Annotated in this window: 20 protein-coding genes; 12 read left to right on the top strand and 8 right to left on the bottom strand. The window is 62.1% G+C overall.

All coding sequences use genetic code 11. From position 1 onward, the window contains the following. The first annotated feature begins 9 nt into the window (after nt 1-9). The 3 genes from NKH97_RS00630 (at nt 10) to NKH97_RS00640 (ending at nt 3,322) form a co-directional block, all read left to right on the top strand. Nucleotides 10-2,133: a S9 family peptidase gene (locus NKH97_RS00630; protein ID WP_352774662.1), complete on the top strand. Its 2,124-nt coding sequence runs from the start codon at nt 10-12 to the stop codon at nt 2,131-2,133. Then, on the top strand, nt 2,130-2,756 hold the full coding sequence (locus NKH97_RS00635) for a LysE family translocator (protein WP_023812785.1): 627 nt from the start codon (nt 2,130-2,132) through the stop codon (nt 2,754-2,756). Before NKH97_RS00630 ends, NKH97_RS00635 begins: the two co-directional genes overlap by 4 nt. 158 nt (nt 2,757-2,914) lie before the next feature. Further along, nucleotides 2,915-3,322 carry an SET domain-containing protein gene (locus tag NKH97_RS00640; protein ID WP_023812784.1) on the top strand — a complete coding sequence of 136 codons (408 nt, stop codon included), beginning with the start codon at nt 2,915-2,917 and terminating at the stop codon, nt 3,320-3,322. On the opposite strand, the gene NKH97_RS00645 is transcribed toward NKH97_RS00640, so the two are convergent. The 4 genes from NKH97_RS00645 to NKH97_RS00660 form a co-directional block, all read right to left on the bottom strand. After that, entirely contained in the window at nt 3,319-4,269 is a 951-nt protein-coding gene (locus NKH97_RS00645) for a cytochrome c (protein WP_352441310.1), read from the bottom strand. The two genes, NKH97_RS00640 and NKH97_RS00645, sit on opposite strands and share 4 nt — an antisense overlap. Before the next feature lie 9 nt (nt 4,270-4,278). Further along, nucleotides 4,279-4,716 (bottom strand): c-type cytochrome, encoded by a 438-nt coding sequence (locus NKH97_RS00650; RefSeq protein ID WP_023812782.1) that lies wholly within the window; start codon nt 4,714-4,716, stop codon nt 4,279-4,281. Nucleotides 4,717-5,039: 323 nt separating this feature from the next. Continuing rightward, nucleotides 5,040-5,636 carry a superoxide dismutase gene (locus tag NKH97_RS00655; protein ID WP_023812781.1) on the bottom strand — a complete coding sequence of 199 codons (597 nt, stop codon included), beginning with the start codon at nt 5,634-5,636 and terminating at the stop codon, nt 5,040-5,042. Between the two features lie 106 nt (nt 5,637-5,742). Further along, a complete protein-coding gene (locus tag NKH97_RS00660) occupies nt 5,743-6,621 on the bottom strand; it encodes a branched-chain amino acid aminotransferase (RefSeq protein ID WP_023812780.1) in 879 nt (292 codons plus the stop codon). A 157-nt stretch (nt 6,622-6,778) separates the two neighbouring features. Between NKH97_RS00660 and NKH97_RS00665 the strand changes: the two genes are divergently transcribed. The 4 genes from NKH97_RS00665 (at nt 6,779) to NKH97_RS00680 (ending at nt 10,849) form a co-directional block, all read left to right on the top strand. Next, nucleotides 6,779-7,441, top strand: coding sequence for a haloacid dehalogenase type II (locus NKH97_RS00665; protein WP_023812779.1), 663 nt, complete (start codon nt 6,779-6,781; stop codon nt 7,439-7,441). A 171-nt stretch (nt 7,442-7,612) separates the two neighbouring features. Beyond that, nucleotides 7,613-8,437, top strand: coding sequence for a L,D-transpeptidase (locus NKH97_RS00670; RefSeq protein ID WP_023812778.1), 825 nt, complete (start codon nt 7,613-7,615; stop codon nt 8,435-8,437). Nucleotides 8,438-8,558: 121 nt separating this feature from the next. Then, on the top strand, nt 8,559-9,641 hold the full coding sequence (locus NKH97_RS00675; protein WP_352441365.1) for an alpha/beta fold hydrolase: 1,083 nt from the start codon (nt 8,559-8,561) through the stop codon (nt 9,639-9,641). 158 nt (nt 9,642-9,799) lie between these two features. Next, on the top strand, nt 9,800-10,849 hold the full coding sequence (locus NKH97_RS00680; RefSeq protein ID WP_023812776.1) for a class I SAM-dependent methyltransferase: 1,050 nt from the start codon (nt 9,800-9,802) through the stop codon (nt 10,847-10,849). A gap of 142 nt (nt 10,850-10,991) precedes the next feature. Here the strand turns inward: NKH97_RS00680 and NKH97_RS00685 are convergent, their stop codons facing one another. Then, a complete protein-coding gene (locus NKH97_RS00685) occupies nt 10,992-12,539 on the bottom strand; it encodes a helicase HerA-like C-terminal domain-containing protein (protein WP_023812775.1) in 1,548 nt (515 codons plus the stop codon). Between the two features lie 347 nt (nt 12,540-12,886). Here NKH97_RS00685 and NKH97_RS00690 point away from each other — a divergent pair, with 347 nt between their 5' ends. The 4 genes from NKH97_RS00690 (at nt 12,887) to NKH97_RS00705 (ending at nt 17,127) form a co-directional block, all read left to right on the top strand. Continuing rightward, nucleotides 12,887-14,329, top strand: coding sequence for a methylmalonyl-CoA mutase subunit beta (locus NKH97_RS00690; RefSeq protein WP_352441311.1), 1,443 nt, complete (start codon nt 12,887-12,889; stop codon nt 14,327-14,329). Next, nucleotides 14,326-16,443 (top strand): methylmalonyl-CoA mutase, encoded by a 2,118-nt coding sequence (gene scpA, locus NKH97_RS00695; protein WP_352441312.1) that lies wholly within the window; start codon nt 14,326-14,328, stop codon nt 16,441-16,443. Before NKH97_RS00690 ends, scpA begins: the two co-directional genes overlap by 4 nt. 70 nt (nt 16,444-16,513) lie before the next feature. Further along, on the top strand, nt 16,514-16,744 hold the full coding sequence (locus tag NKH97_RS00700; RefSeq protein WP_023760503.1) for an AbrB/MazE/SpoVT family DNA-binding domain-containing protein: 231 nt from the start codon (nt 16,514-16,516) through the stop codon (nt 16,742-16,744). After that, nucleotides 16,741-17,127, top strand: a complete 387-nt coding sequence (locus NKH97_RS00705; RefSeq protein WP_352441313.1) for a type II toxin-antitoxin system death-on-curing family toxin — start codon at nt 16,741-16,743, stop codon at nt 17,125-17,127. The genes NKH97_RS00700 and NKH97_RS00705 overlap by 4 nt, the downstream gene beginning before the upstream one ends. Here the strand turns inward: NKH97_RS00705 and greA are convergent. Beyond that, the gene (gene greA, locus NKH97_RS00710) at nt 17,124-17,597 is read right to left on the bottom strand and encodes a transcription elongation factor GreA (RefSeq protein ID WP_352441314.1); all 474 of its coding nucleotides are present in this window, start codon (nt 17,595-17,597) and stop codon (nt 17,124-17,126) included. The genes NKH97_RS00705 and greA overlap by 4 nt on opposite strands. Nucleotides 17,598-17,718: 121 nt before the next feature. Between greA and NKH97_RS00715 the strand changes: the two genes are divergently transcribed. Further along, nucleotides 17,719-19,095, top strand: a complete 1,377-nt coding sequence (locus NKH97_RS00715; protein ID WP_352441315.1) for a TIGR03808 family TAT-translocated repetitive protein — start codon at nt 17,719-17,721, stop codon at nt 19,093-19,095. Here NKH97_RS00715 and NKH97_RS00720 read toward each other — a convergent pair. Then, nucleotides 19,088-20,092, bottom strand: a complete 1,005-nt coding sequence (locus NKH97_RS00720; protein ID WP_352441316.1) for an asparaginase — start codon at nt 20,090-20,092, stop codon at nt 19,088-19,090. The two genes, NKH97_RS00715 and NKH97_RS00720, sit on opposite strands and share 8 nt — an antisense overlap. A gap of 25 nt (nt 20,093-20,117) precedes the next feature. After that, a complete protein-coding gene (locus tag NKH97_RS00725; protein WP_127292472.1) occupies nt 20,118-21,284 on the bottom strand; it encodes an acetyl-CoA acetyltransferase in 1,167 nt (388 codons plus the stop codon). Nucleotides 21,285-21,419 lie beyond the last annotated feature (135 nt).

Genomic DNA, 21,419 nt, shown 5'->3' on the forward strand with positions numbered 1-21,419 from the left:
CGAGACGCAATGACCAAGACATCCATATTTCCGATCGTCAGCCCGCCTACGCCCGAGAAGCGGCCGGTTTCCGACACGCATCACGGCATCACGCGAACCGACGACTATGCCTGGCTGCGGGCCGGCAACTGGCAGGAGATGTTCCGCGACCCGTCATTGCTCGATGCGGGAATCCGCGTAGAACTCGAGGCGGAGAACGCGTACCAGTCGAAGCTGATGGCCGACACGGTCGAACTGCAGAAGCAGCTTTTCAAGGAGATGAAGGGCCGTATCAAGGAAGACGATTCTTCCGTGCCGATGAAGGACGGACCCTATGCCTATGGCTCGTCCTTCAAGCTTGGTGGCGAGCAGCCGCGCTATTTCCGCATGCCACGCGACGGCGGCGCCGAGCATATCCTGCTCGATGGCGACGCGGAGGCCGCGGGCAAGGCCTATTTCCGTCTTGGCGGCGTCGACCATTCGGCCGACCACGCAAGGCTGCTTTGGGCATTCGACGACAAGGGCTCCGAATTCTACACGCTTCGCGTGCGTGACCTTGCCGACGGCAGGGAGCTTGCGGACCAGATCCCCGACACCGGCGGTTCAGGTGTCTGGAACGCTGGCAATGACGGCTTCTTCTATACACGTCTCGATCCCAACCACCGCCCGTCGAAGGTGCTGTTCCATGCGCTTGGCGACAGCCCGCAAAGCGACCGGCTGATCTATGAGGAAACCGATCCCGGCTTCTTCATGAATGTCGACGGCACCCGCAACAACGAGTGGATCATGATCGGCATCAACGATCACGAGACCTCGGAATACCGCCTGATGCGCGCCGACGATCCGTTTGCCGAGCCGAAACTGGTGTCGCCGCGCGAGATTGGCCTTCAGTACGAGTTGGAAGAAGGCGGCGATATCTTCTTCATCCTGACCAATGCCGACGGCGCCAAGGACTTCAAGATCATGACGGCACCGGCGGGCGATCCCGTGCGCGCCAACTGGCAGGAACTGGTGCCGCATGAGCCCGGTCGGCTGATCCTGTCGGTGATCGGCTTCAGGGACCACATGGTCCGGCTCGAACGCAAGGAAGGCCTGCCGCGCATCGTCGTGCGCGACCGGATCAGCGGCGAGGAGCATCTTCTGTCCCTCGACGAGGAGGCCTTCTCGCTCGGACTGTCGGGTTCTTATGAGTACGACACCGAGATCATGCGCTTTTCCTACTCGTCGATGACGACGCCGGCGCAGGTGTTCGACTACAATATGCGCACCCGCGAGCGGGTGCTGCTGAAGACCCAGGAAGTGCCGTCCGGCCATGATGCGGACCACTATGTCACGCGGCGCCTGATGGCGCCGGCCAGCGACGGCGAACTGGTGCCGATCTCGCTTTTGCATCATCGCGACACGCCGCTGGATGGATCCGCACCTTGCCTGCTTTATGGCTACGGCTCCTATGGCATCACCGTGCCGGCCGCCTTCAACACCAACTGGTTCTCGCTGGTCGACCGTGGCTTCGTCTTCGCCATCGCTCACGTTCGCGGCGGCAAGGACAAGGGCTATGGCTGGTACGATGAGGGCAAGCGGGAGAACAAGATGAACACGTTCACCGATTTCATCGCCGTCGCGCGCCATCTGGTCACGGAGCGTTACACGGCGCATGACCGTATCGTCGCGCAGGGCGGTTCGGCCGGCGGCATGCTGATGGGTGCCGTCGCCAACATGGCGCCGGATTGTTTTGGCGGCATTGTCGCCGAGGTTCCCTTCGTCGATGTGCTCACCACCATGCTCGATGCGACCCTGCCGCTGACGCCGCCGGAATGGCCCGAATGGGGCAATCCGATCGCGTCCGCCGACGACTACCGGACCATTGCCGCCTACTCGCCCTATGACAATGTCGCTGATCACGACTATCCGCCGATCCTGGCGCTGGCCGGTCTCACCGATCCGCGCGTCACCTACTGGGAACCGGCCAAATGGGTGGCCCGCCTGCGTGATCGCAAGAGCGGGGACAATCCGGTTCTGTTCAAGATCAACATGGATTCGGGCCATGCCGGCGCTTCCGGCCGGTTTTCGCGGCTGGAAGAGATCGCCTACACCTATTCCTTCGCGCTGAAAGTGATGGGCAAGGCGCAGCCTACGGGAGCAACCAACAAATGATCGACCTCACCACTCTGATCGCTTACATCGCGGTCGTTTTCGGCTTCGTCTTCATTCCAGGCCCCGCCACCCTGCTGACGATCGCCCGGGCAACGAGTTCCGGAACCAAGGTCGGCATCGCGACGGGCGCCGGGATCGCTGCCGGCGATGTCTTTCACACCGTCATGGCGATGATCGGCATATCGGCGGTCATCGCCGCGTCGGCGACGCTGTTCATCGTCATAAAGTACATCGGCGCGGCCTACCTGATCTATCTCGGCATTCGCGCGATCATGGAGAAAACACCGGCCAATCCGGCTGCCGGCGCGCTTGCGATCTCTGCCGGCAAGGCGTTTCGACAGGCTGTCCTGACCGAAGTGCTCAACCCCAAAACCGCTCTGTTCTTCCTCGCCTTCCTGCCTCAGTTCGTGCGGCCTGAAAACGGAACGGTGATGCTTCAGATGGCCGCGTTGGGGGTCATCTTCGTCGTACTGGGCCTTTTCAGCACGGTCGTCTTTGCCGTGAGCGCTGGCCGGCTCGGCACGCTCCTGCGCCGAAATCCGTCAGTGTTACGATGGCAGGGCAAAGTTGTCGGCGGCATCTACTGCGCTTTGGGCGTCCGTCTGGCGCTGCAGCAACGCTGACTCCAGACGATGATCGACGCGCCCTTTCCGGAGGGCTGGGTGATCAGGACTTTTTGAAGTTCCCGTTGCTCATTTTCACTCGCAATTGCGGTGACCGCGCGCTACCCAGTGCGCGGCTTTTCCCGGCCTGACAGCCTCCAATCGCGTAAAGGTCCATTATGCTGCTCGTCGACGTCTATCTCGACAAATCGCCTATCCAGGGAATCGGCGTCTTTGCCAAGAACCACATTCCTCGCGGCACTCTGATCTGGAAGCTGGACCCAAGGTTCGATCGGCTCATCGAGGTCGAGACTTATGAGCGCGTGGCCGGCCCGGTGAAGAGCTATCTCGATCGCTACTCCTATCCCGACCGCCGCGATCCGAACTACATCGTCTTCGAAGCCGACGACGCGCGCTATATGAACCATGCCGACGAGCCGAACTGCGACGTCTCCTCACCCGAGGAGAGCTTTGCGCTGCGCGACATCGCGCCTGGCGAAGAGCTGACCTGCAACTACAACCATTTCTTCGAAACGGGCTTCGATTTTCTCGGCGACCGCCACCTGTTATCCGCAGACCCGGTCTAGTTCGCCGTCTTCTTGCGGGCCGGATAGCCGTTTGGATGCGCCGGGATCGCCTTCAGATAGGCGGCGATGGCCGCACGGTCCTGCGGCGTCAGTTCGGCCATGTTCCGCTGGACGTCGACCATGGCGCCGCCGACCGAATCGAAATCGGGCGTGAAGCCGGTTTCGAGATAGTTGGCGATATCTGCCTCCGACCATTCGGCGAGACCGCCCTCGCCTGATGTGATGTTCGGCACGACGCCACTGCCTTCCGCGGCCACGGCGCCCGCCAGCCATTCGTTCTTCTTCGTGCCGCCCGCAAGATCGCGCGGCGTGTGGCATTCGCCGCAATGGCCTGGCCCTTCGACCAGGTAGCGGCCTGATATCACCGGATCAGGCGTGCCTTCGGGGAAGGCAACAACCGGCTGGTCGCTGAGGTAGAGCAATTTCCACAGGCCGATGCCGCGGCGGATATCGAAGGGGAAATCGAGCGAATTGCCCGGCGCCTTGCCGGCGACGGCCGGCAACGTCTTCAAGAAGGCATAGAGATCGCCAATGTCGGCCGGATTCATGCGCGCGTAGGATGCATAGGGAAACGCCGGATAAAAATGCTCACCAGAAGGCGACACGCCCTTCAGCATGGCATTGGCGAGGTCCTCGACAGACCATGCGCCGATACCGTCCTTGGGATCTTGCGAAATGTTGGGCGGCACGAAGGTTCCGAAGGGCGTCTTGAGTTCGAGGCCCCCAACGAGCTGAAGCCGCGTGTCGCCCTGTGAGCCCGGCTTTGCATGGCAGGATGTGCAACCGCCGGCATAAAAGATGCGCTTGCCCCTGGCTGCGTCGCCAGGACCGAGCTTGGCCAAGGTTTCCCTGTCGAGCCTCACCGGCGCCGACAGGACCCACCCGGCAACTGCACCGACGCCGCCCAGAATGACGACGGCGCCGACAAGTTTCTTCAGCCATGCCATGGCTGGTGATCAGCCCTTCTTGATTCTGTAGCCTTGATGGCAGGTGCCGCAATCCGAGCCGATAGCGCCGACTTGCGCCTTCAGCGCGTCGGCATCGGCGGGAGCCGCAGCGACCGCAGCCTTGACGTCGGCGAGATATTTGTCCTCCGCTGCCTTGAAGCCAGCCATGTCTTCCCAGATCTTCGGCGAGGCCGTGGTGTCGCCGGTGTCGCTGCCGGCCGGGAACAGCGCATCGGCATCGAATTTGTCGGCATTCGCCTGCAGCGCCTGAAGTTGCGTCAACACAGCCGCCGCATCAAAGGGTTCCTCGCCCTTGACCACTTTCGACAGGCCGCCGACGATCTTTCCGCGTTCCTTCATCAGTGCCTGCCGATCGAGGATCGGGTCGGCAAAAGCCGCCGAGGCCGCGAGTGCGAGCATAGAGATGGCGATAACAAGCTTTCTCATTCAATTGGCTCCATGATGAAGGCATTTCGGGACAGGACGTTAACGGATGCATCAGGGGGAAAATTCCCTTCCCCCTGATGATTTTTGCCAGACCTTTGTTGTTACGGGAATCTCGACGCAGAAAAAGAAAAGCCCCGCTCGAACTGCCCCCCGAAAGTTGGGCATCAACCTTCGGGGGAGCAGTTCATCGCGCGGGGCTTCTCTACGATCGATCAGGACATCAAACGCGCTGTGTTCAAGCGGACTCGAACGACGCGGTTTGAGTCTTTGTTTTCGTGCATGTCGTTATCCCAAAACCGCTGCGCACTTTTGGGCAACATGCATCAGGCCTTTTCGTACAATTCGAGGACATGGTCCCAGTTGATCAGGCTATCGACGAACGCCTCGAGATATTTCGGCCGGGCGTTGCGATAGTCGATGTAATAGGAGTGCTCCCAGACATCGACGCCAAGGATCGGCGACGCGCCATGAACGAGCGGGTTCTCGCCGTTCGGCGTCTTCGAGATCGCCAGCTTGCCATCCTTGACCGAGACCCAGGCCCAGCCGGAACCGAACTGAGTCGTGCCGGCGGCAATGAAGTCGGCCTTGAACTTGTCATAGCCACCAAGATCGCTATCGACTGCCTTCTGCAAGGCGCCCGGCAGCTTGTTGCCGCCGCCGCCTTTCTTCATCCACTTCCAGAAATGGATATGGTTGTAGTGCTGGGCAGCATTGTTGAAGAGGCCGGCATTCTTGCCGAACGACTGCTTGACCACCTCTTCGACCGACAGATCACCCAAGCCGGCCTCGGCGGCGAGCTTGTTTCCGTTATCGACATACGCCTTGTGGTGCTTGTCGTGGTGATATTCCAGCGTCTCTTTCGACATGTAAGGCTGCAAGGCCTCATAGTCGTAAGGCAGAGCGGGCAATTCAAAGGCCATGGATAGTACTCCCTCGTGGAAAAATCCGGTGTCGATACCGGAGTAAGATAGGTCTGGAATGGATTGGGACAACTCCGGATGAAGCGTCGGTCGCCTTTTTATCCGCTCAAGCAGGGGAAGTCGAATGCGCCCAAGCCCAATAGAGTTCGCGCGCCTTTTTGGCCACCGGCCCGGGTTGCAGATTGCGATCCTCGATACGCGTGACCGGCACCACCTTGGAATGGTTCCCGGTCGAAAAAATTTCGTCCGCTTCGAGGAAATCTCGCACCGACAGCGTCTTTTCCGTGGTCCTGAAGCCATATTCGCCGAGCAGCGTTATCGTGCGCGAGCGGGTGATGCCGGACAGGAAGGTGCCGTTCGGCGCAGGCGTAAAGACGTGACCGTCCTTGACCAGGAAGATGTTCGAGGTTCCGGTCTCGGCGACGTTGCCCAGCATGTCGAGCACCATTGCGTTGTCGAAGCCGCGCATCTTGGCTTCGAGAATGGCCCGACCGTTGTTGGGGTAAAGGCAGCCGGCCTTGGCGTTGGTCGGCATGGTTTCGATGGTCGGACGCCGGAACGGCGACACGGTCACCGAAAAGCCAGTCGCCGGAATCATCGGTGATTCATAGAGGCAAAGGCAGAAGCGGGTCGAGGCGGGATCGGCCGGCACGCCCATATAGCCGCCATGCTCGGCCCAGTACATCGGCCTGATATAGACCGCCGTCTTGCCGTCGAACTTCTTCAACCCATCCCATGTCAGCCCGACGATCTTGTCGGCGCTCATGTTCGGCTTCAGGCCGAGCGCGATCGCCGAGGAATTCACCCTGGCGGCATGGAGGTCGAGATCCGGCGCCACGCCTTCGAACCAGCGGCCACCGTCGAACACGCTAGTGCCGAGCCACATGGCGTGGCTGCGCGGCCCCAGAATGGCGACGTTGCCCTCGTGCCAATCACCATCGACGAAAGTCCATGTCGCGGATTGCGCCGCAGCCGCCAGTGTCATCGTGTCGTCCCGCCTCAATCGGTCTCGTGTGACGGCCATTGGAAGATGCTTTGGCGGGCGCCGTCAACCGGCATCATGGAGTTTTGTTGAGGCCAGTGCCGGGGCGCAATGCAATCAAAGCTTGCACCTTGTCGCACCTGCCCTCAAAACTGTTGTCATGCAATACGCCGCCTATGTCTTCGACGCCTATGGCACGCTGTTCGACGTGCATGCCGCCGTGCGCCGTCATGCAGACCGGATCGGGCCGGACGGCCAATTGTTGTCCGAGATCTGGCGCGCCAAGCAGCTCGAATATTCCTGGGTGCGCACGCTGATGGGCGCCTATGCCGATTTCTGGCAACTGACCGAACAGGCGCTCGATTTCGCCTTGCGCAAGGTTCCCTCGGCCGACCCCGGTCTCAAGGCGATATTGCTGGATGCCTACTGGCGGCTGGATTGCTATCCGGAAGTGCCGGCCGTGCTCAAGGCGCTCAAGGCTTCGGGAGCGAGGCTGGCGATTCTGTCAAACGGTTCGCCCGAAATGCTGCAGGCAGCGGTCAAATCCGCCGCGCTCGACCAGGTTCTGGATGACATCTATTCCGTCGACAGGGTGCGGCGCTTCAAGACCGATCCGGCTGTCTACGATATGGTCGCCACCGGCTGGCGCCTCTACCCCGGCGCGGTTTCCTTCCAGTCCTCCAACCGCTGGGACATTGCAGGCGCCACCAAATTCGGCTTTCGCACGGTGTGGATCAACCGTTCCAACCAGCCCGAAGAATACCAGGATTTCCCACCGGCCCTTATCCTGCCGTCGCTCGAAGCCCTTGTGCCCGGCAGCTAGGAGACCTGTGTCTCTGGCGCCACAGTAGCGGCTCGGTCACAGCTTCGCCTTTGTTTGCCCACGTTCGGGCCAGAATCGGAACCGCCTATCGCCCCAGGTGTTGTCAGGCACCCCGCGGAACTGTCGGCGAATTCACGCTTTGTTGCGATTTGAGACTTAAAGAAGGCAACCATGTCCATAACCGAAATCGAATCTTTTCGCCTGAGCCGTCGCGGCTTTCTCAACGCCGCAGCCCTGGGCGCCGCTTCGATCGCGGTTTCCGCATGCGCCACTACCGGGCCGGGCCCGGTCGAGCCGCCGCCGCCAGCCTATGTCGAACCGCCCCTGACCGATTATGTGACGATGTACGCGGCAGTCAGCGACGGCGGCTTCGATTTGCCGGCCATCCCCGTCGACAAGATCGATCCGCAGTTCCTGCGTCAGATCGTTCCCGACCCGACGGGACAGAAGCCGGGAACCATAGTCGTCGATACCACCGGCCACTTCCTTTATCTGGTTCGTCCAGGCGGTCAGGCGATACGCTACGGCGTCGGCCTTGGCCGCGCCGGTTTCGAATGGTCCGGCGACGCCGTCGTTCAGTGGAAGCAGAAATGGCCAAAGTGGACGCCGCCGGACGAAATGATAGCCCGCCAGCCGGAATTGAAGCCCTACAGCGCCGACAATGGCGGCATGCCCGGCGGCCTGAAGAACCCGCTCGGCGCACGCGCGCTCTATCTGTTCCAGGGCAATGTCGACACGCTCTATCGTCTGCACGGCTCGCCTGAATGGCGGTCGATCGGCAAGTCGGTATCGTCAGGCTGCGTGCGTCTGATGAACCAGGACATTATCGACCTCTATGATCGCGTGCCCTCGAAGACGCCGGTCGTCGTGACCAGCGACGCCAGCCAACCCATGGTGGCGACGGCCAACCGACAGGCGATCCCGATCGACGCCGGAGTGCCGGACGGTTCGGTGCTACTTGGACCGGTCAAGGCGATTACCAATTCGATCTTCTGAGCAGGCGAAGGGGCGGCGGTTACGACGCTCCTTCACCGGATTGTCTCTCTGAAACGGAACCGATTCTGCATCGGCGGAGACCGGTCTGTCGCGTGGCGGCCCACTGCGATATTCTGTGGTGATGAAACTCAGCCAGAGCATACGGTTCTGCACGTCCGAGGACGGTACCCGCATCGCTGTCGCATCATGCGGGGAAGGCAAGGTGATCGTTCGGGCGGCGCACTGGCTGAGCCATGTCGATTATGATCTCGAAAGCCCGGTTTGGCGGCCATGGCTCCAGGCCCTTTCGGCCCACAACCAGTTTGTGCGCTACGATCCACGCGGTTGCGGTCTGTCGGATCGCCATGTCGCCGACCTCTCGATCGAAGCGTGGCACGCAGACCTGGACGCCGTGACGGCGACCATCGAGCAGCCAAGTTTCGTTCTGCTCGGTCTTTCGCAAGGCGGCGCTCTCAGCATCGCCTATGCGCTGCGGCATCCTGAGCGGGTGTCGCATCTGGTGCTGCTGAATGCCTACGGCCAGGGTGCGAGAGTTCGAGCGCAGACCGAGGCCGAGCGGTTGGAAGCCGAAACACTCGTCAATTTCGTGCGCATTGGCTGGGGACGCGAAAATCCTGCGTTCTGCCAGTTCTTCACCAACCTTTTCATTCCCAACGGGACACAAGAACAGCACCGCTGGTGGGGCGATCTTGAGCGCGTGACGGCAAGCGCCGACGTAGCCGCCCGCCTGCTCTGGCAGATGCAGGGGATCGACGTCCTCGACCTCGCGGTGAAACTCCGCGTCCCGACGTTGATCGCGCACAGCCGCGGGGACATGCGCGTGCCGTTCGATGAAGGCTGCAAGCTTGCCGCAGCGATCCCTGGAGCGCGCTTCCTGCCGCTTGAAAGCAAGAATCATGTTCTCCTGCCGACCGAGCCAGCCTGGAAGGTGTTCCAGGATGAACTCGATGCCTTCCTCGGACATGAGCGGCCCAGGCAGCCGCGCGCAATCCGAGAGGCCGGCCTGACACCTGCCGAGGCGGCGCTTCTGGATCTGGTCAAACAGGGGCTGGACAACCGCGCGATCGCGCAGCGCTTGAGCAAGAGCGTGAAGACCGTGCGCAATCAACTGTCGATGATTTTCAGCAAGCTCGGCGTCCACAGCCGATCGCAGGCAATCGTGATGACGCTGTCCGACAGAGAGCGAGCGCCCCAGCCCGATTGAGTTCCTCGCAGACCACAAATAAGGGACTTCTGTCCCTATTTGCATTCGCTTTCACTTCCCCCACGGGACTGCTGCATCATGCCCATCATCAGAGGGGGTCTCATCCTCGGAATCGGCGGAGCGACAAGCCGTCGTCCGAAGATCAGGAGGAACCCGACATGACGCAACTCAATGAAACCAGGCTCAATGAATTGGTAGGCCGCGTTCTGGGCGACCTTGGTGGTGCGGTCAGCGTGCCGTTGGTTCGGATCGGAGATGCGCTGGGTCTCTACAAAACGCTCAAGGAAATCGGCCCTGCGAAGGCCAACGAACTTGCCGATGCTGCAGGATGCGCGCGTCGCTACGTTCGCGAATGGCTGTCGGCGCAGGCGGCGTCCGGCTACGTGCACTATGAACATGGACGGTTTTCGCTGACGCCCGAGCAGTCATTCGTATTTGCCGAACCCGACAGCCCGGTCCATCTGATTGGCGGTTTCGACACCGCGGCTGCTATGGTCGAGAACCAGCCAAAAGTGGAATCGGCTTTCAGGACCGGGCGAGGCGTTGCCTGGGGCGATCAGGCAGGGTGTCTGTTTTGCGCCGTGTCACGTCTGTTTCGGCCGGGTTATGTCAATGCCCTGGTGAAGGACTGGCTGCCGGCGCTTGACGGTGTCGTCGCCACGTTGAAGGCAGGGGCATCGGTGGCCGACGTTGGGTGTGGGCACGGTCTGTCGACGATCCTGATGGCGCAGGCCTTCCCCGCCTCCCGCTTCATAGGTTACGACTTCCATCCGGCCTCGATTGCCGCCGCGACCGCGCATGCCCGGTCGTACGGACTGACGAACCTGAATTTCGAGGTCGGCCGGGCGCAAGATTTTGGCGGGCGTGGCTTCGATCTGATCACCTGCTTCGACTGCCTGCACGATATGGGCGACCCAAAGGCCGCGGCGGTGCATATTCGCAAATCGCTAAAAGAGGGCGGCACCTGGATGATCGTCGAACCCATGGCGGGAGATACTCTGGAGGAAAATATCAATCCGGTCGGACGGCTGTACTACTCGGCCTCGACGATGATCTGCGTTCCCACATCACTGGCACAGGAGACGGGCCTCGCGCTCGGAGCTCAAGCAGGAGAGAACCGGCTGACGGAAGTGATCCGGTCGGGTGGGTTCTCTCGTGTCCGGCGGGCTGCCCAGACCCCACTCAACATGGTGCTCGAAGCGACCTGACGCAGAAAAGGTCGGTTCGGGCCCTCCTCGAACCGGCCAACCAACGTCTGTCCGCCAAAACCGGCTCAATGCCGCCTATCCGATGCGGCTTCAAGCCACGGGCATTTCGCCAAAGCGGATGCCTCTGCCTCAGATCCGAAGCTCACCGCCCCCTGGAAAGACTGCCCAATATCCCGCGCACGATTGCCCTTCCGACCGACGAGCCGACCGAGCGCACCACCGACTTGATCGCCGCCTCGGCCACCGTCTGGCGGTTGGACGGGCGCGGTGCAGATGTGCGCCTGCCACCCGATTGCGGCGCGGGATCGTCATTGCCGAAGCCCGGAATGGTCCAGCGCGAGCCGCCGCTGCCGGCCTGCTGGGCCTGCTCTTCGGCATCCTGCGCGTCCTTGGCCTTTTTTTGCAGCATTTCGAAAGCCGATTCGCGGTCGACGGCCTGATCGTACTGGCCGGCGACCGGGCTTTCCTGGATCAGCTTTTGCCGCTCAGCGGCAGTTATGGGTCCAAGCCGCGAGGATGGCGGGCGGATAAGCGTCCGCTGCACCATGGACGGAACACCCTTGGCCTCCAGCGTCGAGACCAGCGCTTCGCCTGTGGCAAGCTGGGTAATGGCGGTCATGCAGTCAAAATCGGGATTTGGCCGGAACGTCTCGGCTGCCGTCCGGACTGCCTGCTGCTCACGCGGCGTATAGGCGCGCAGCGCGTGCTGGACGCGATTGCCGAGCTGGGCCAGGACTTTTTCAGGGATATCCAAAGGGTTCTGCGTGACGAAATAGACGCCGACGCCTTTCGAGCGGATCAGTCGGACCACTTGTTCGACGCGATCGATCAGCACCTTGGGTGCTTCGTCGAACAGAAGATGCGCCTCGTCGAAAAAGAACACCAGCTTCGGCTTGTCGGGGTCGCCGACTTCCGGCAGCACCTCGAACAGTTCCGACATCAGCCATAGCAGGAAGGTCGCGTAGAGCCGCGGATTCATCATCAGCTTGTCGGCGGCAAGCACGCTGATGGCCCCGCGTCCGTCGCGGGTGGTGCGCATGATATCGGCGATACGCAGTGCCGGTTCGCCGAAGAAGTTCGCCGCGCCCTGCTGCTCCAGGACGAGCAGCGTGCGCTGGATCGCCCCGACCGATGGCTTCGTCACGTTGCCGTAGCGTGAGCCGATCTCGTCGGCACGCTCGGCGATGTTGGCCAAGAGCGCCTGCAGGTCCTTCATGTCGAGCAGCAGCAGGCCTTCCTCGTCAGCCAGGCGGAAGGCGATGTTCATGATGCCTTCCTGCGCCTCGGTCAGGTTCATCAGGCGCGATAGCAACAACGGCCCCATTTCCGAGACCGTGGCGCGGATCGGATGACCCTGTTCGCCGAACAAGTCCCAGAAGATGACGGGGAATTCCTGGAAGTCATAAGGATCGAGCTTGACCTGTTCGGCCCGCTTGACGAGGAAATCCTGTGCCGTGCCCATCATCGCGATGCCCGACAGATCCCCCTTGATGTCGGCGCAGAACACAGGCACGCCGGCGTTGGAAAATCCTTCGGCCAGGATCTGCAAGGTGACTGTCTTGCCGGTACCGGTGGCGCCCGTCACCAGGCCATGACGATTCCCATATTGCAGCAACAGCTGCTCGGCACGCTGATAGCTGTCGTCGGGCTTGCGGCTGGCGCCGATGAAAATACTGCTGTCGTCAGCCATATGCACGGTCTCCGCAAACTGATGTGTCTAAAGCCAGTGGCCTTGCCGCAGGTATAGTGAGGCCATTGGACAGCGACAATGCCATTCGTCCAAATCGGGGCCATTCGTCCAAATCGGGGCCATTCGTCCAAATCCGGGCCATTCGTCCAAATCACCCCATTCTTTCAAATCGGGTTTTTGGAGCTTGCGGATTTTGCCGCTGTTTGGCAATCGTCGTCCTCGCGGACTGACCTATATCTGATGGATCGAATCCGGTCTCTGGAAGCGCATTGCATTGCGATATCGGACCGGGGACCGTAGACTGGACCGCTCCCGGCCGGTGCGGCCGCATGAAACGAGGAGGACGGATGGGCGCCGGAGCCTTGATCCAGGACGTGGAACCCGAAAACATCGAGCGCCAGCGATGGCTCGCCTTGGCGGAAAAGGCTTTGGCAGGCGCTTCCTTCGAGGAAAGGCTGGTCTCGCACAGCGACGACAACATCCGTATCGAACCGCTCTACGACCGCAGCACCGCGGCGGAACCGATCGTGCGCGCAAACCCGAAATCGCCATGGATCGTCAGCCAGCGAATCGACGATCCCGACACCAACCGCGCCAGAAGCCAAGCGCTGGAGGATGTGGCACAGGGTGCCACGGGATTGTCGCTGGTCTTCGAGGGGGCGCCGAACGCGTTCGGATACGGCTTGCCGAGAACGGCGGAGGCGTTGGAGGCGGTGCTGGACGGCATACCGCTCAACCGCATCCAGGTTCGCATCGACGCCCATCCCTGGAGCCGCGCCGTGGCCGACTGGCTGGTCGCTTTCCTGAGCAAGCGGCGGTCGGACCCGGCAAAGCTCAACCTCTCCTTCGGCATCGATCCAGCGGCGATCTTCGCGGGAACCGGTCGGCTGCGCATGTCGATCGAGGCGCTGCAGGCCTCCATGCCGCAGTCGCTGGCGCATTTCTTCGCGATGGGCGTTCCGGGCGTGCTGCTGGAAGCTGACGGGCGCGTGTTCCACAATGCCGGCGCCACGGAAGCGCAGGAGCTTGGCATCATGCTGGCTTCGGCTGTCTCCTACCTCAGAATGTTCGAGACGGCGCGGCAGCCGCTTGTCTATGCCGCACCTCATATCGGTTTTGCACTCAGCGTCGACCAGGACCAGTTGCTGTCGATAGCCAAGATGCGGGCGCTGCGCAGGCTCTGGGCGCGGGTGCAGGAGGCTTGTTCGATCCCGACATCCACGGCCAGTATCCATGCCGAGACCTCGTTTCGCATGATGACGGCGATGGACCCGGAGACCAACATCCTGCGCACCACCATTGCATGCTTTGCTGCGGCGTGCGGCGGCGCCGATTCGATCTCCATCCTGCCGCACACGATCGCGCATGGTCTGCCGGCGGGTTTTGCACGTCGTGTTGCCCGCAACACGCAGCTGATCATGGCCAATGAAAGCCATATCGATCATGTCGCCGATCCCGCCTATGGTTCCGGCGCTGTCGAGGCGCTGACCATGGAATTGTGCGAGCTGGCCTGGGCGGAATTGCAGACGATCGAAGCCGAGGGCGGTGTCCTGTCCAGCCTTCAGGACGGACACATCCAGAAGCGCGTCCACGCAGCGGCGGAGCAGCGCAATGCAGCCTACCGCACAGGTGAACGGGCCATCATCGGCACCACGCTCTATCCATCAAAAGACGAACGCCCGGTCGAGACGCTGGCGGCGGAACGGCGACCGGCCTTCACCGAAGGCGTTGCCGTCTGCGAGCCGCTGTTTCCAGTCCGCATCGACCAATCGATCGGAGCCGGCTCTTGATCCCGGACTTCGGCCAGATCGGCTGGATCCCGCCACGCCGCACGCCTGTCGAGGTCAAAGGCCAGCGGACCACGCCGGAAGGGCTCATTGCCAAGCATCTGTACAATCAAAGCGATCTCAAGGGGCTGCCGCATCTCGACACCTATCCCGGCCTGCCGCCCTTCGTGCGCGGCCCCTACCCGACCATGTATGTCCAGCAGCCCTGGACGATCCGGCAATATGCCGGTTTCTCGACGGCCGAAGATTCCAACGCTTTTTACCGACGCAACCTTGCCGCCGGCCAGAAAGGGCTGTCGGTCGCCTTCGATCTCGCCACGCATCGCGGCTATGACAGCGATCATCCGCGCGTTGCCGGCGATGTCGGCATGGCGGGCGTCGCCATCGATTCCATCCTCGACATGCGGCAGCTCTTCGACGGCATTCCGCTCGACGAGATGACGGTATCGATGACGATGAACGGCGCGGTGCTGCCGATCATGGCGCTTTACATCGTCGCTGCGGAAGAACAAGGCGTTGCGCAGAAGGATCTCGCCGGGACCATTCAGAACGACATTTTGAAGGAATTCATGGTCCGCAACACCTACATCTATCCGCCGAAACCTTCGATGCGGATCGTGTCGGACATCTTCTCATACACATCGAAGAACATGCCGAAGTTCAATTCGATATCGATCTCCGGCTATCACATGCAGGAGGCCGGCGCGACGGCCGACCTTGAGCTCGCCTACACGATCGCCGATGGCATCGAGTATGCCCGCGCCGGCGTCGCGGCGGGCCTCGACATCGACCGCTTTGCGCCTCGCCTGTCCTTCTTCTGGGCCATCGGCATGAATTTCTTCATGGAAGTCGCCAAGCTGCGGGCTGCGCGCCTGTTGTGGGCGACCCTGATGCAGAAGAATTTTTCGCCCAAGGACGAGCGCTCGCTGTCGCTGCGCACCCATTGCCAGACTTCTGGCTGGTCGCTGACGGCGCAGGATCCCTACAACAACATCATCCGCACCATGATCGAGGCGATGGCTGCAACGCAGGGCCATACCCAGTCGCTGCACACCAATTCCTTCGACGAGGCGATGGCGCTGCCGACCGACCATTCGGCGCGGATCGCCCGCAACACGCAGCTCATCCTGCAAAAGGAATCCGGCACCACGCGCATCATCGACCCGTGGGGCGGTTCGGCCTATCTCGAACGGCTGACGCATGATCTGGCGGCGCGCGCCCTTGCCCATATCGAGGAGGTCGAGGCGCTCGGCGGCATGGCCGCGGCGACCGAACAGGGCATACCCAAGCTGCGCATCGAGGAAGCCGCCGCACGCACGCAGGCGCGCATCGATTCCGGCGAGCAGATGCTGGTCGGCGTCAATGCCCATCGGCCCGAGACCGACATCGAGGTCGACGTGCTGAAGATCGACAATGCCGAAGTCAGGGCGCGGCAATTGTCGAAGCTGCAACGGCTGAAGGGCACGCGCGACGTCGCCGCCGTCGAAAGCGCGCTCGATGCGCTGACCCGCGCTGCGCAGGGCAACGAAAACCTGCTGGAGTTCGCCATCCTAGCCGCGCGCGCCAATGCCACGGTCGGTGAGATTTCATTCGCGTTGGAAAGAGCCTTTGGGCGCCACGTCGCCACGGTGCAGACCATTTCGGGGGTCTATCGCAAGGCGCTTGGCGATCATCCCGTGGTCGAGGGTCTGCAGGACAAGCTTGACGCCTTCGAGAAGAAGACCGGCGGCAAGCCGCGCATCCTGGTCGCCAAGATGGGTCAGGACGGCCACGACCGTGGCCAGAAGGTCATCGCCACGGCCTTCGCCGATCTCGGCTTCGACGTCACCGTCGGCGCGATGTTCCAGACACCCGATGAGATCGCCAGGCTGGCGGTCGCACAGGACGTCCACATCGTCGGCGCCTCGTCGCTGGCGGCGGGACATCTGACGCTGATCCCCGAACTGCGCGACGCGCTGAAAAAGCTCGGCCGCGGCGACATGCTGATCGTCGCCGGCGGCGTCATCCCGCCGCAGGACTACGACGCGGTGCGGCAGGCGGGAGCTGCCGAGATCTTCCCGCCGGGCACGGTCATACCGGAAGCAGCGGATCGCCTGCTGGACCGGCTGCTGGCCTAGACTTGTTATAATATCTGTTGCAACTTCTCGCCGGTCGAGTTATAATCTGCATTGCAACAGGATATCTGTCATGAACACGACCATTCGCAAGATTGGCAATTCCGAGGGTGTGATCCTGCCCAAGGAGTTGCTCGATCGTCTGAACATGAAGGCAGGCGACAGCATCGTCATCGTTCAGGAAGGTGAAGAGCTTCGTTTGCGTCGCACCGAAGACAGCGCCGAGGAATTCGAGCGTAAGATGAAGATCGCACGCGAGCGGATGAAAAAGTACGAGGTTGCCTACCGTGCGCTCGCGAAATGACCGAGCATCATTTGAGGGAGTTCGTGGAGTCGCTTCACGCTGAGCAGTTGCGCCTGCACGGCGGGGCGGCAGGCATACGTGATGAAGGCATGCTGGAGTCGGCGCTCTCCCGTCCACAGCAGCGAGAGATTTATGGCGATCCGGATCTTTGCGAACTGGCGGCGGCATACCTGTTCGGCATCGCCAAAAATCATCCGTTCGTTGACGGCAACAAACGTACTGCCTTTGCAGCGGCCGATCTGTTTCTTTATTTCAACGGATTGAGCGTCGAGGCCGACCAGCAGGACGTCATTCAACTGGTCTTGATGGTCGCTGCTGGCGAGATCGATGAAACTGGAGCCGCGGCTTTCTTCCGCGACCATGTCGTCAAGCTCGAGGATTAGCTCTCGGACAGCTTGACGATTTCCCATTCCTTGCCGTTGACGCTGGCCAAGTCGCCGACCTTCTTGCCGAACAGGGCCATGGCCATCGGCGAAACATGCGAAATGCTACCCTTGGCCGGATCGGCTTCGTCCTCGCCGACAATTTTCCAGTGCACCTTCCTGCCGTCGTCGCCTTCGATCGTGACGCCCATGCCGAAGCGCACCACGTCGCTGCCCGGCTCCGGTGCGGAGAGTTCGGCGCTTTCACGCCGGGCGGTCCAATAGCGCAGGTCGCGCGACACGACCGCGATGCGCTCGCGGTCGGCTTTGCGCTCGGCCTTCGCCAGTATGTCGCGCAGATCGGCAAGATTCTCGTCGATCATCGCCAGGCCGCGTTCCGTCACCAGATTGCGATGGTGGCTGACTGGCCGTTCACCTACACCGGCAATGGCATTTTCGCTGTCTTCCTCGCGGGTGAAAGCTCTGCTCATTTCCTGAACTTAGGCCCGCAGAGGCTGCTCGACAAGCCATTGTCGCGCGCTCGGCAGGAGAGACAGAACGGCTGGCACGATTCCTGCGATAAGCAGGCTTGAACGCTGGGATTCTGTGCCGATGTTGAACAGACGAACGCTGCTGACCGGGACCGCCGGCTTTGCCGTCATGGGGCTTGCGCTTGGCAAGGCGGTGGCCGCAAACCTGACTGGCATCGAGAAAGCCTCGATCCGCGGCTCGATCAATGCCACCGACCTCGGCGTGCAGCCCGGCACATCAGACGATCAGAGCAAGGCCTTCGCCAAACTCCTGCGTGACGCAAACAGCCGCGACATGCCGATATTCCTGCCGCCCGGCACCTATGTCGTCTCCAATCTTTCGCTGCCCGGCCGCGTGCGTCTTTCCGGCGTGCCGGGCGCGACGCGCATCGTTTACGGCGGTGACGGCCACCTGTTCATGGCCGAACAGGCCGACCATATCGAACTTAGCGGTCTGGTCTTCGATGGTTCGAACCGCACGATGGGCGATTACACGCAAGGGCTGCTCGATCTGCGCCGTATCGCGCACCTCGCCATCGACAATTGCCAGATCACCGGCAGCGGCAAGAACGGACTGGCGCTGGAACATGCGGCGGGCGGGGTCGAGCGCAGCGAGATATCGGGTGCCGCCGATGCCGGCATTTACTCGGTCGAGGCTGGCGGGCTGTCTATCACGGGCAACACCGTCTCCGATTGCGCCAATGGCGGCATCCTCGTGCACCGCTGGCAGGCGGCGGAAGACGGCACCATGGTCACCGGCAACCGCGTCCAACGGATCCAGGCACGCGGCGGCGGAACCGGGCAGAACGGCAACGGCATCAATGCCTTTCGCGCCGGCAATGTCGTCATCTCGGGCAACATCGTCTCGGACTGCGCCTTCTCGGCGATCCGGGCCAACAGCGCCAGCAACCTGCAGATATCGGGCAACACCTGCTCGCGCTCGGGCGAAACGGCGGTCTATTCCGAATTCTCGTTCGAAGGCGCCATCATCAGCAACAACATCGTCGACGGTGCCGCCAACGGCATCTCGATCGTCAATTTCAACGAAGGCGGCCGCATGGGCGTCTGCTCGGGCAACATTGTGCGCAATCTGTCGACCAGCGGCCCCTACCCCGCCGACTCGCCAGGGTTTGGCGTTGGCATCGGCGTCGAAGCCGACACAACCGTTTCCAACAACGTCATCGAGAACACGCCGCTCTATGGCATGCAGATCGGCTGGGGCCCGTACCTGCGCAATGTCGTCGCCACCGGCAACATCATTCGCAAGGCCGGAACCGGGATCGTCGTATCCGTGGTCGAGGGCGCCGGTACGGCCATCATTTCAGACAATGTCATCGACGGTGCGCTGAACGGCGCCATTGTCGGCCAGCGCTGGGCCGAACCGGCGACTGGCGATCTCACGTCATCGGACAATACCGGCTATGCGCATCTGACCGTCGAGCGCAATCACGTCAGTTGAGGGCTGCTGTCGGCCTCAGCGCCCCGACCTTGGCACCGTTGCGGTTTTCGATGGGCGTGTTTGCCAATTCGCTCAGCTTGAACGCCAAGGCCTCGTCGGCGCGCAACAGTTTGGCAAGGACGGCGGCAGCCATGGCTTCACCGGCGCGGCCGGCGCCATCGTCGCATTTGAGCGCGATGCCGAGACCGAGCTCCGGAATTGCGGCACAATGGACGCCCTCGGCGCCGCCTTTGGTGAAAATCCGCCCTGGTGCGGCCTGCATCAGCGCGACGTCTTCGCGGCCGCTGCCGGCAACCAAGAAGGGCTCGGCCATGCAGGCGGAAAGCAGCCGCTTTGCAGCCTTGGCTCGCTCTGGGCCAAAACCTGATGTCGTGGCCATGCGGGCAAAGCCGAGCGCGAAGCTCCTGAGCGGCACCGCATAGGTTGGGATCGAACAGCCATCGATGGCCCGCTGGTCCTCACCATGGACAGCGCCCGTGACCGACTGCATGGCATCGCGCACCATCTCCTGCAGGCCGTGTCCCGGCTTGACATAGCCGCGATGTGCAATGCCGGCGTGGACGCAGGTGCAGAGGAAGCCGGAATGCTTGCCGGAACAATTGTTGTGCAATGCGTTCGGCGAGCCGCCGCCGCGGGCGAGTGCAATCTCAGCATCATGATTGGACGGCCAATGCGTGCCGCATTCGAGAGCCGAACCGTCCAGCCCGGCCTTGGCCAGCATGGATCGCGCCAGTTCGACATGGGCCGGCTCGCCCGAATGGGACGCACAGGCAAGCGCCAGTTCGCGGTTGCCGAAACCATAGGCATCGGCCGCCCCGCTTTCGACCAGCGGCAATGCCTGGATCGCCTTGACCGCCGAGCGCGGAAACACCGGCTTGGCCGTGTCGCCGATCTCCCAGACAGGCTTGCCGTCGCCATCGAAGACCGCGACTGAGCCGCGATGCGCGCTCTCGACGACCGCGCCGCGCAACACTTCGATCAGAACCGGATTTGTCATGAACCCTCCCGTAAATGCGGGCGGTTTATCTGATCCGGTCGAGAATGGAAACGTAGTTGGCCACCGCCGCACCGCCCATGTTGAAGATGCCGCCAAGTTTTGCGCCCGGCACCTGGATGCCGCCGGCCTCGCCGACAAGCTGCATGGCGGTCAAGACATGCATGGACACGCCCGTGGCGCCGATCGGATGGCCCTTGGCCTTCAGCCCGCCGGATGGATTGACCGGCAGGCGACCATCCCTAGCCGTTGTGCCGTCCAGCGCCAGCTTGGCCCCCTCTCCCGGCTTGGCAAGGCCCATCGCCTCATATTCAATCAGTTCGGCAATGGTGAAGCAGTCATGCGTTTCGACGAAGGAGAGATCGTCGAGCGTCACGCCGGCGTTCTTGAGCGCCCGGGTCCAGGCCTGTTCGCAGCCTTCGAAGGTCAGGATGTCGCGCTTCGACATCGGCAGGAAATCCTGCACATGCTCGTTGGCGCGGAAGGCAACGGCACGGCGCATCTTCAGTGCCGTCGCGGTGTCGGCGAGGATAAGGGCGGCAGCGCCATCGGAGACCAGCGAGCAATCGGTGCGCTTCAGCGGGCCGGCAACGAACGGGTTCTTCTCGCTCTCCTGGCGGCAGAACTCATAGCCGAAATCCTTGCGCATCTGCGCATAGGGATTATCGACGCCGTTCTTGTGGTTCTTGGCGGCAATCATGGCCAGCGCATCCGACTGGTCGCCGTAGCGCTGAAAATAGGCCTGCGCGATCTTGCCGAAGACGCCAGCGAAACCCGCCGGTGTCTCGCCGTCCTCGGGCAGATAGGACGCCTTGAGCAGGTTTTTGCCGATCTCCGGCCCCGGCGTTGTCGTCATCTGCTCCGCGCCGACCACCAGCACGATGCGAGCGGCATTCGCGTCGATGGCACGGATGCCCTGGCGGACCGCCGCCGATCCGGTGGCGCAAGCGTTCTCGACGCGCGTCGCCGGCTTGAAGCGCAGCCGGTCGTCGGCCTGCAGCACCAGGCTGGCGGTAAAATCCTGTGCCGAAAAGCCGGCATTGAAGTGGCCGAGCACGATCTCGTCGACCTCGTCGGGACCGATGCCGGCATGGTCGAGCGCGTCCGTAGCGACCTTGACGATGAGGTTCTCGAGCGTTTCGCCCTCGAGCTTGCCGAAGCGCGAATGCGCCCAGCCAACGATGCATGCGGTCATGGCGGTCTCCATCCTTGGCGCCAGCCTAGCATGTGGGCCACGGCGCATTTCGCCTCTATTGTTCAAATATAAACAATCCTGCTCGCCTCGTGAAGGGCTGGGAGCAGACAATCGCTTGGTACAGGCGACGCCAGT

The sequence above is a fragment of the Mesorhizobium sp. M0870 genome, assembly GCF_040319775.1.
In the GTDB taxonomy this organism is placed as follows: domain Bacteria; phylum Pseudomonadota; class Alphaproteobacteria; order Rhizobiales; family Rhizobiaceae; genus Mesorhizobium.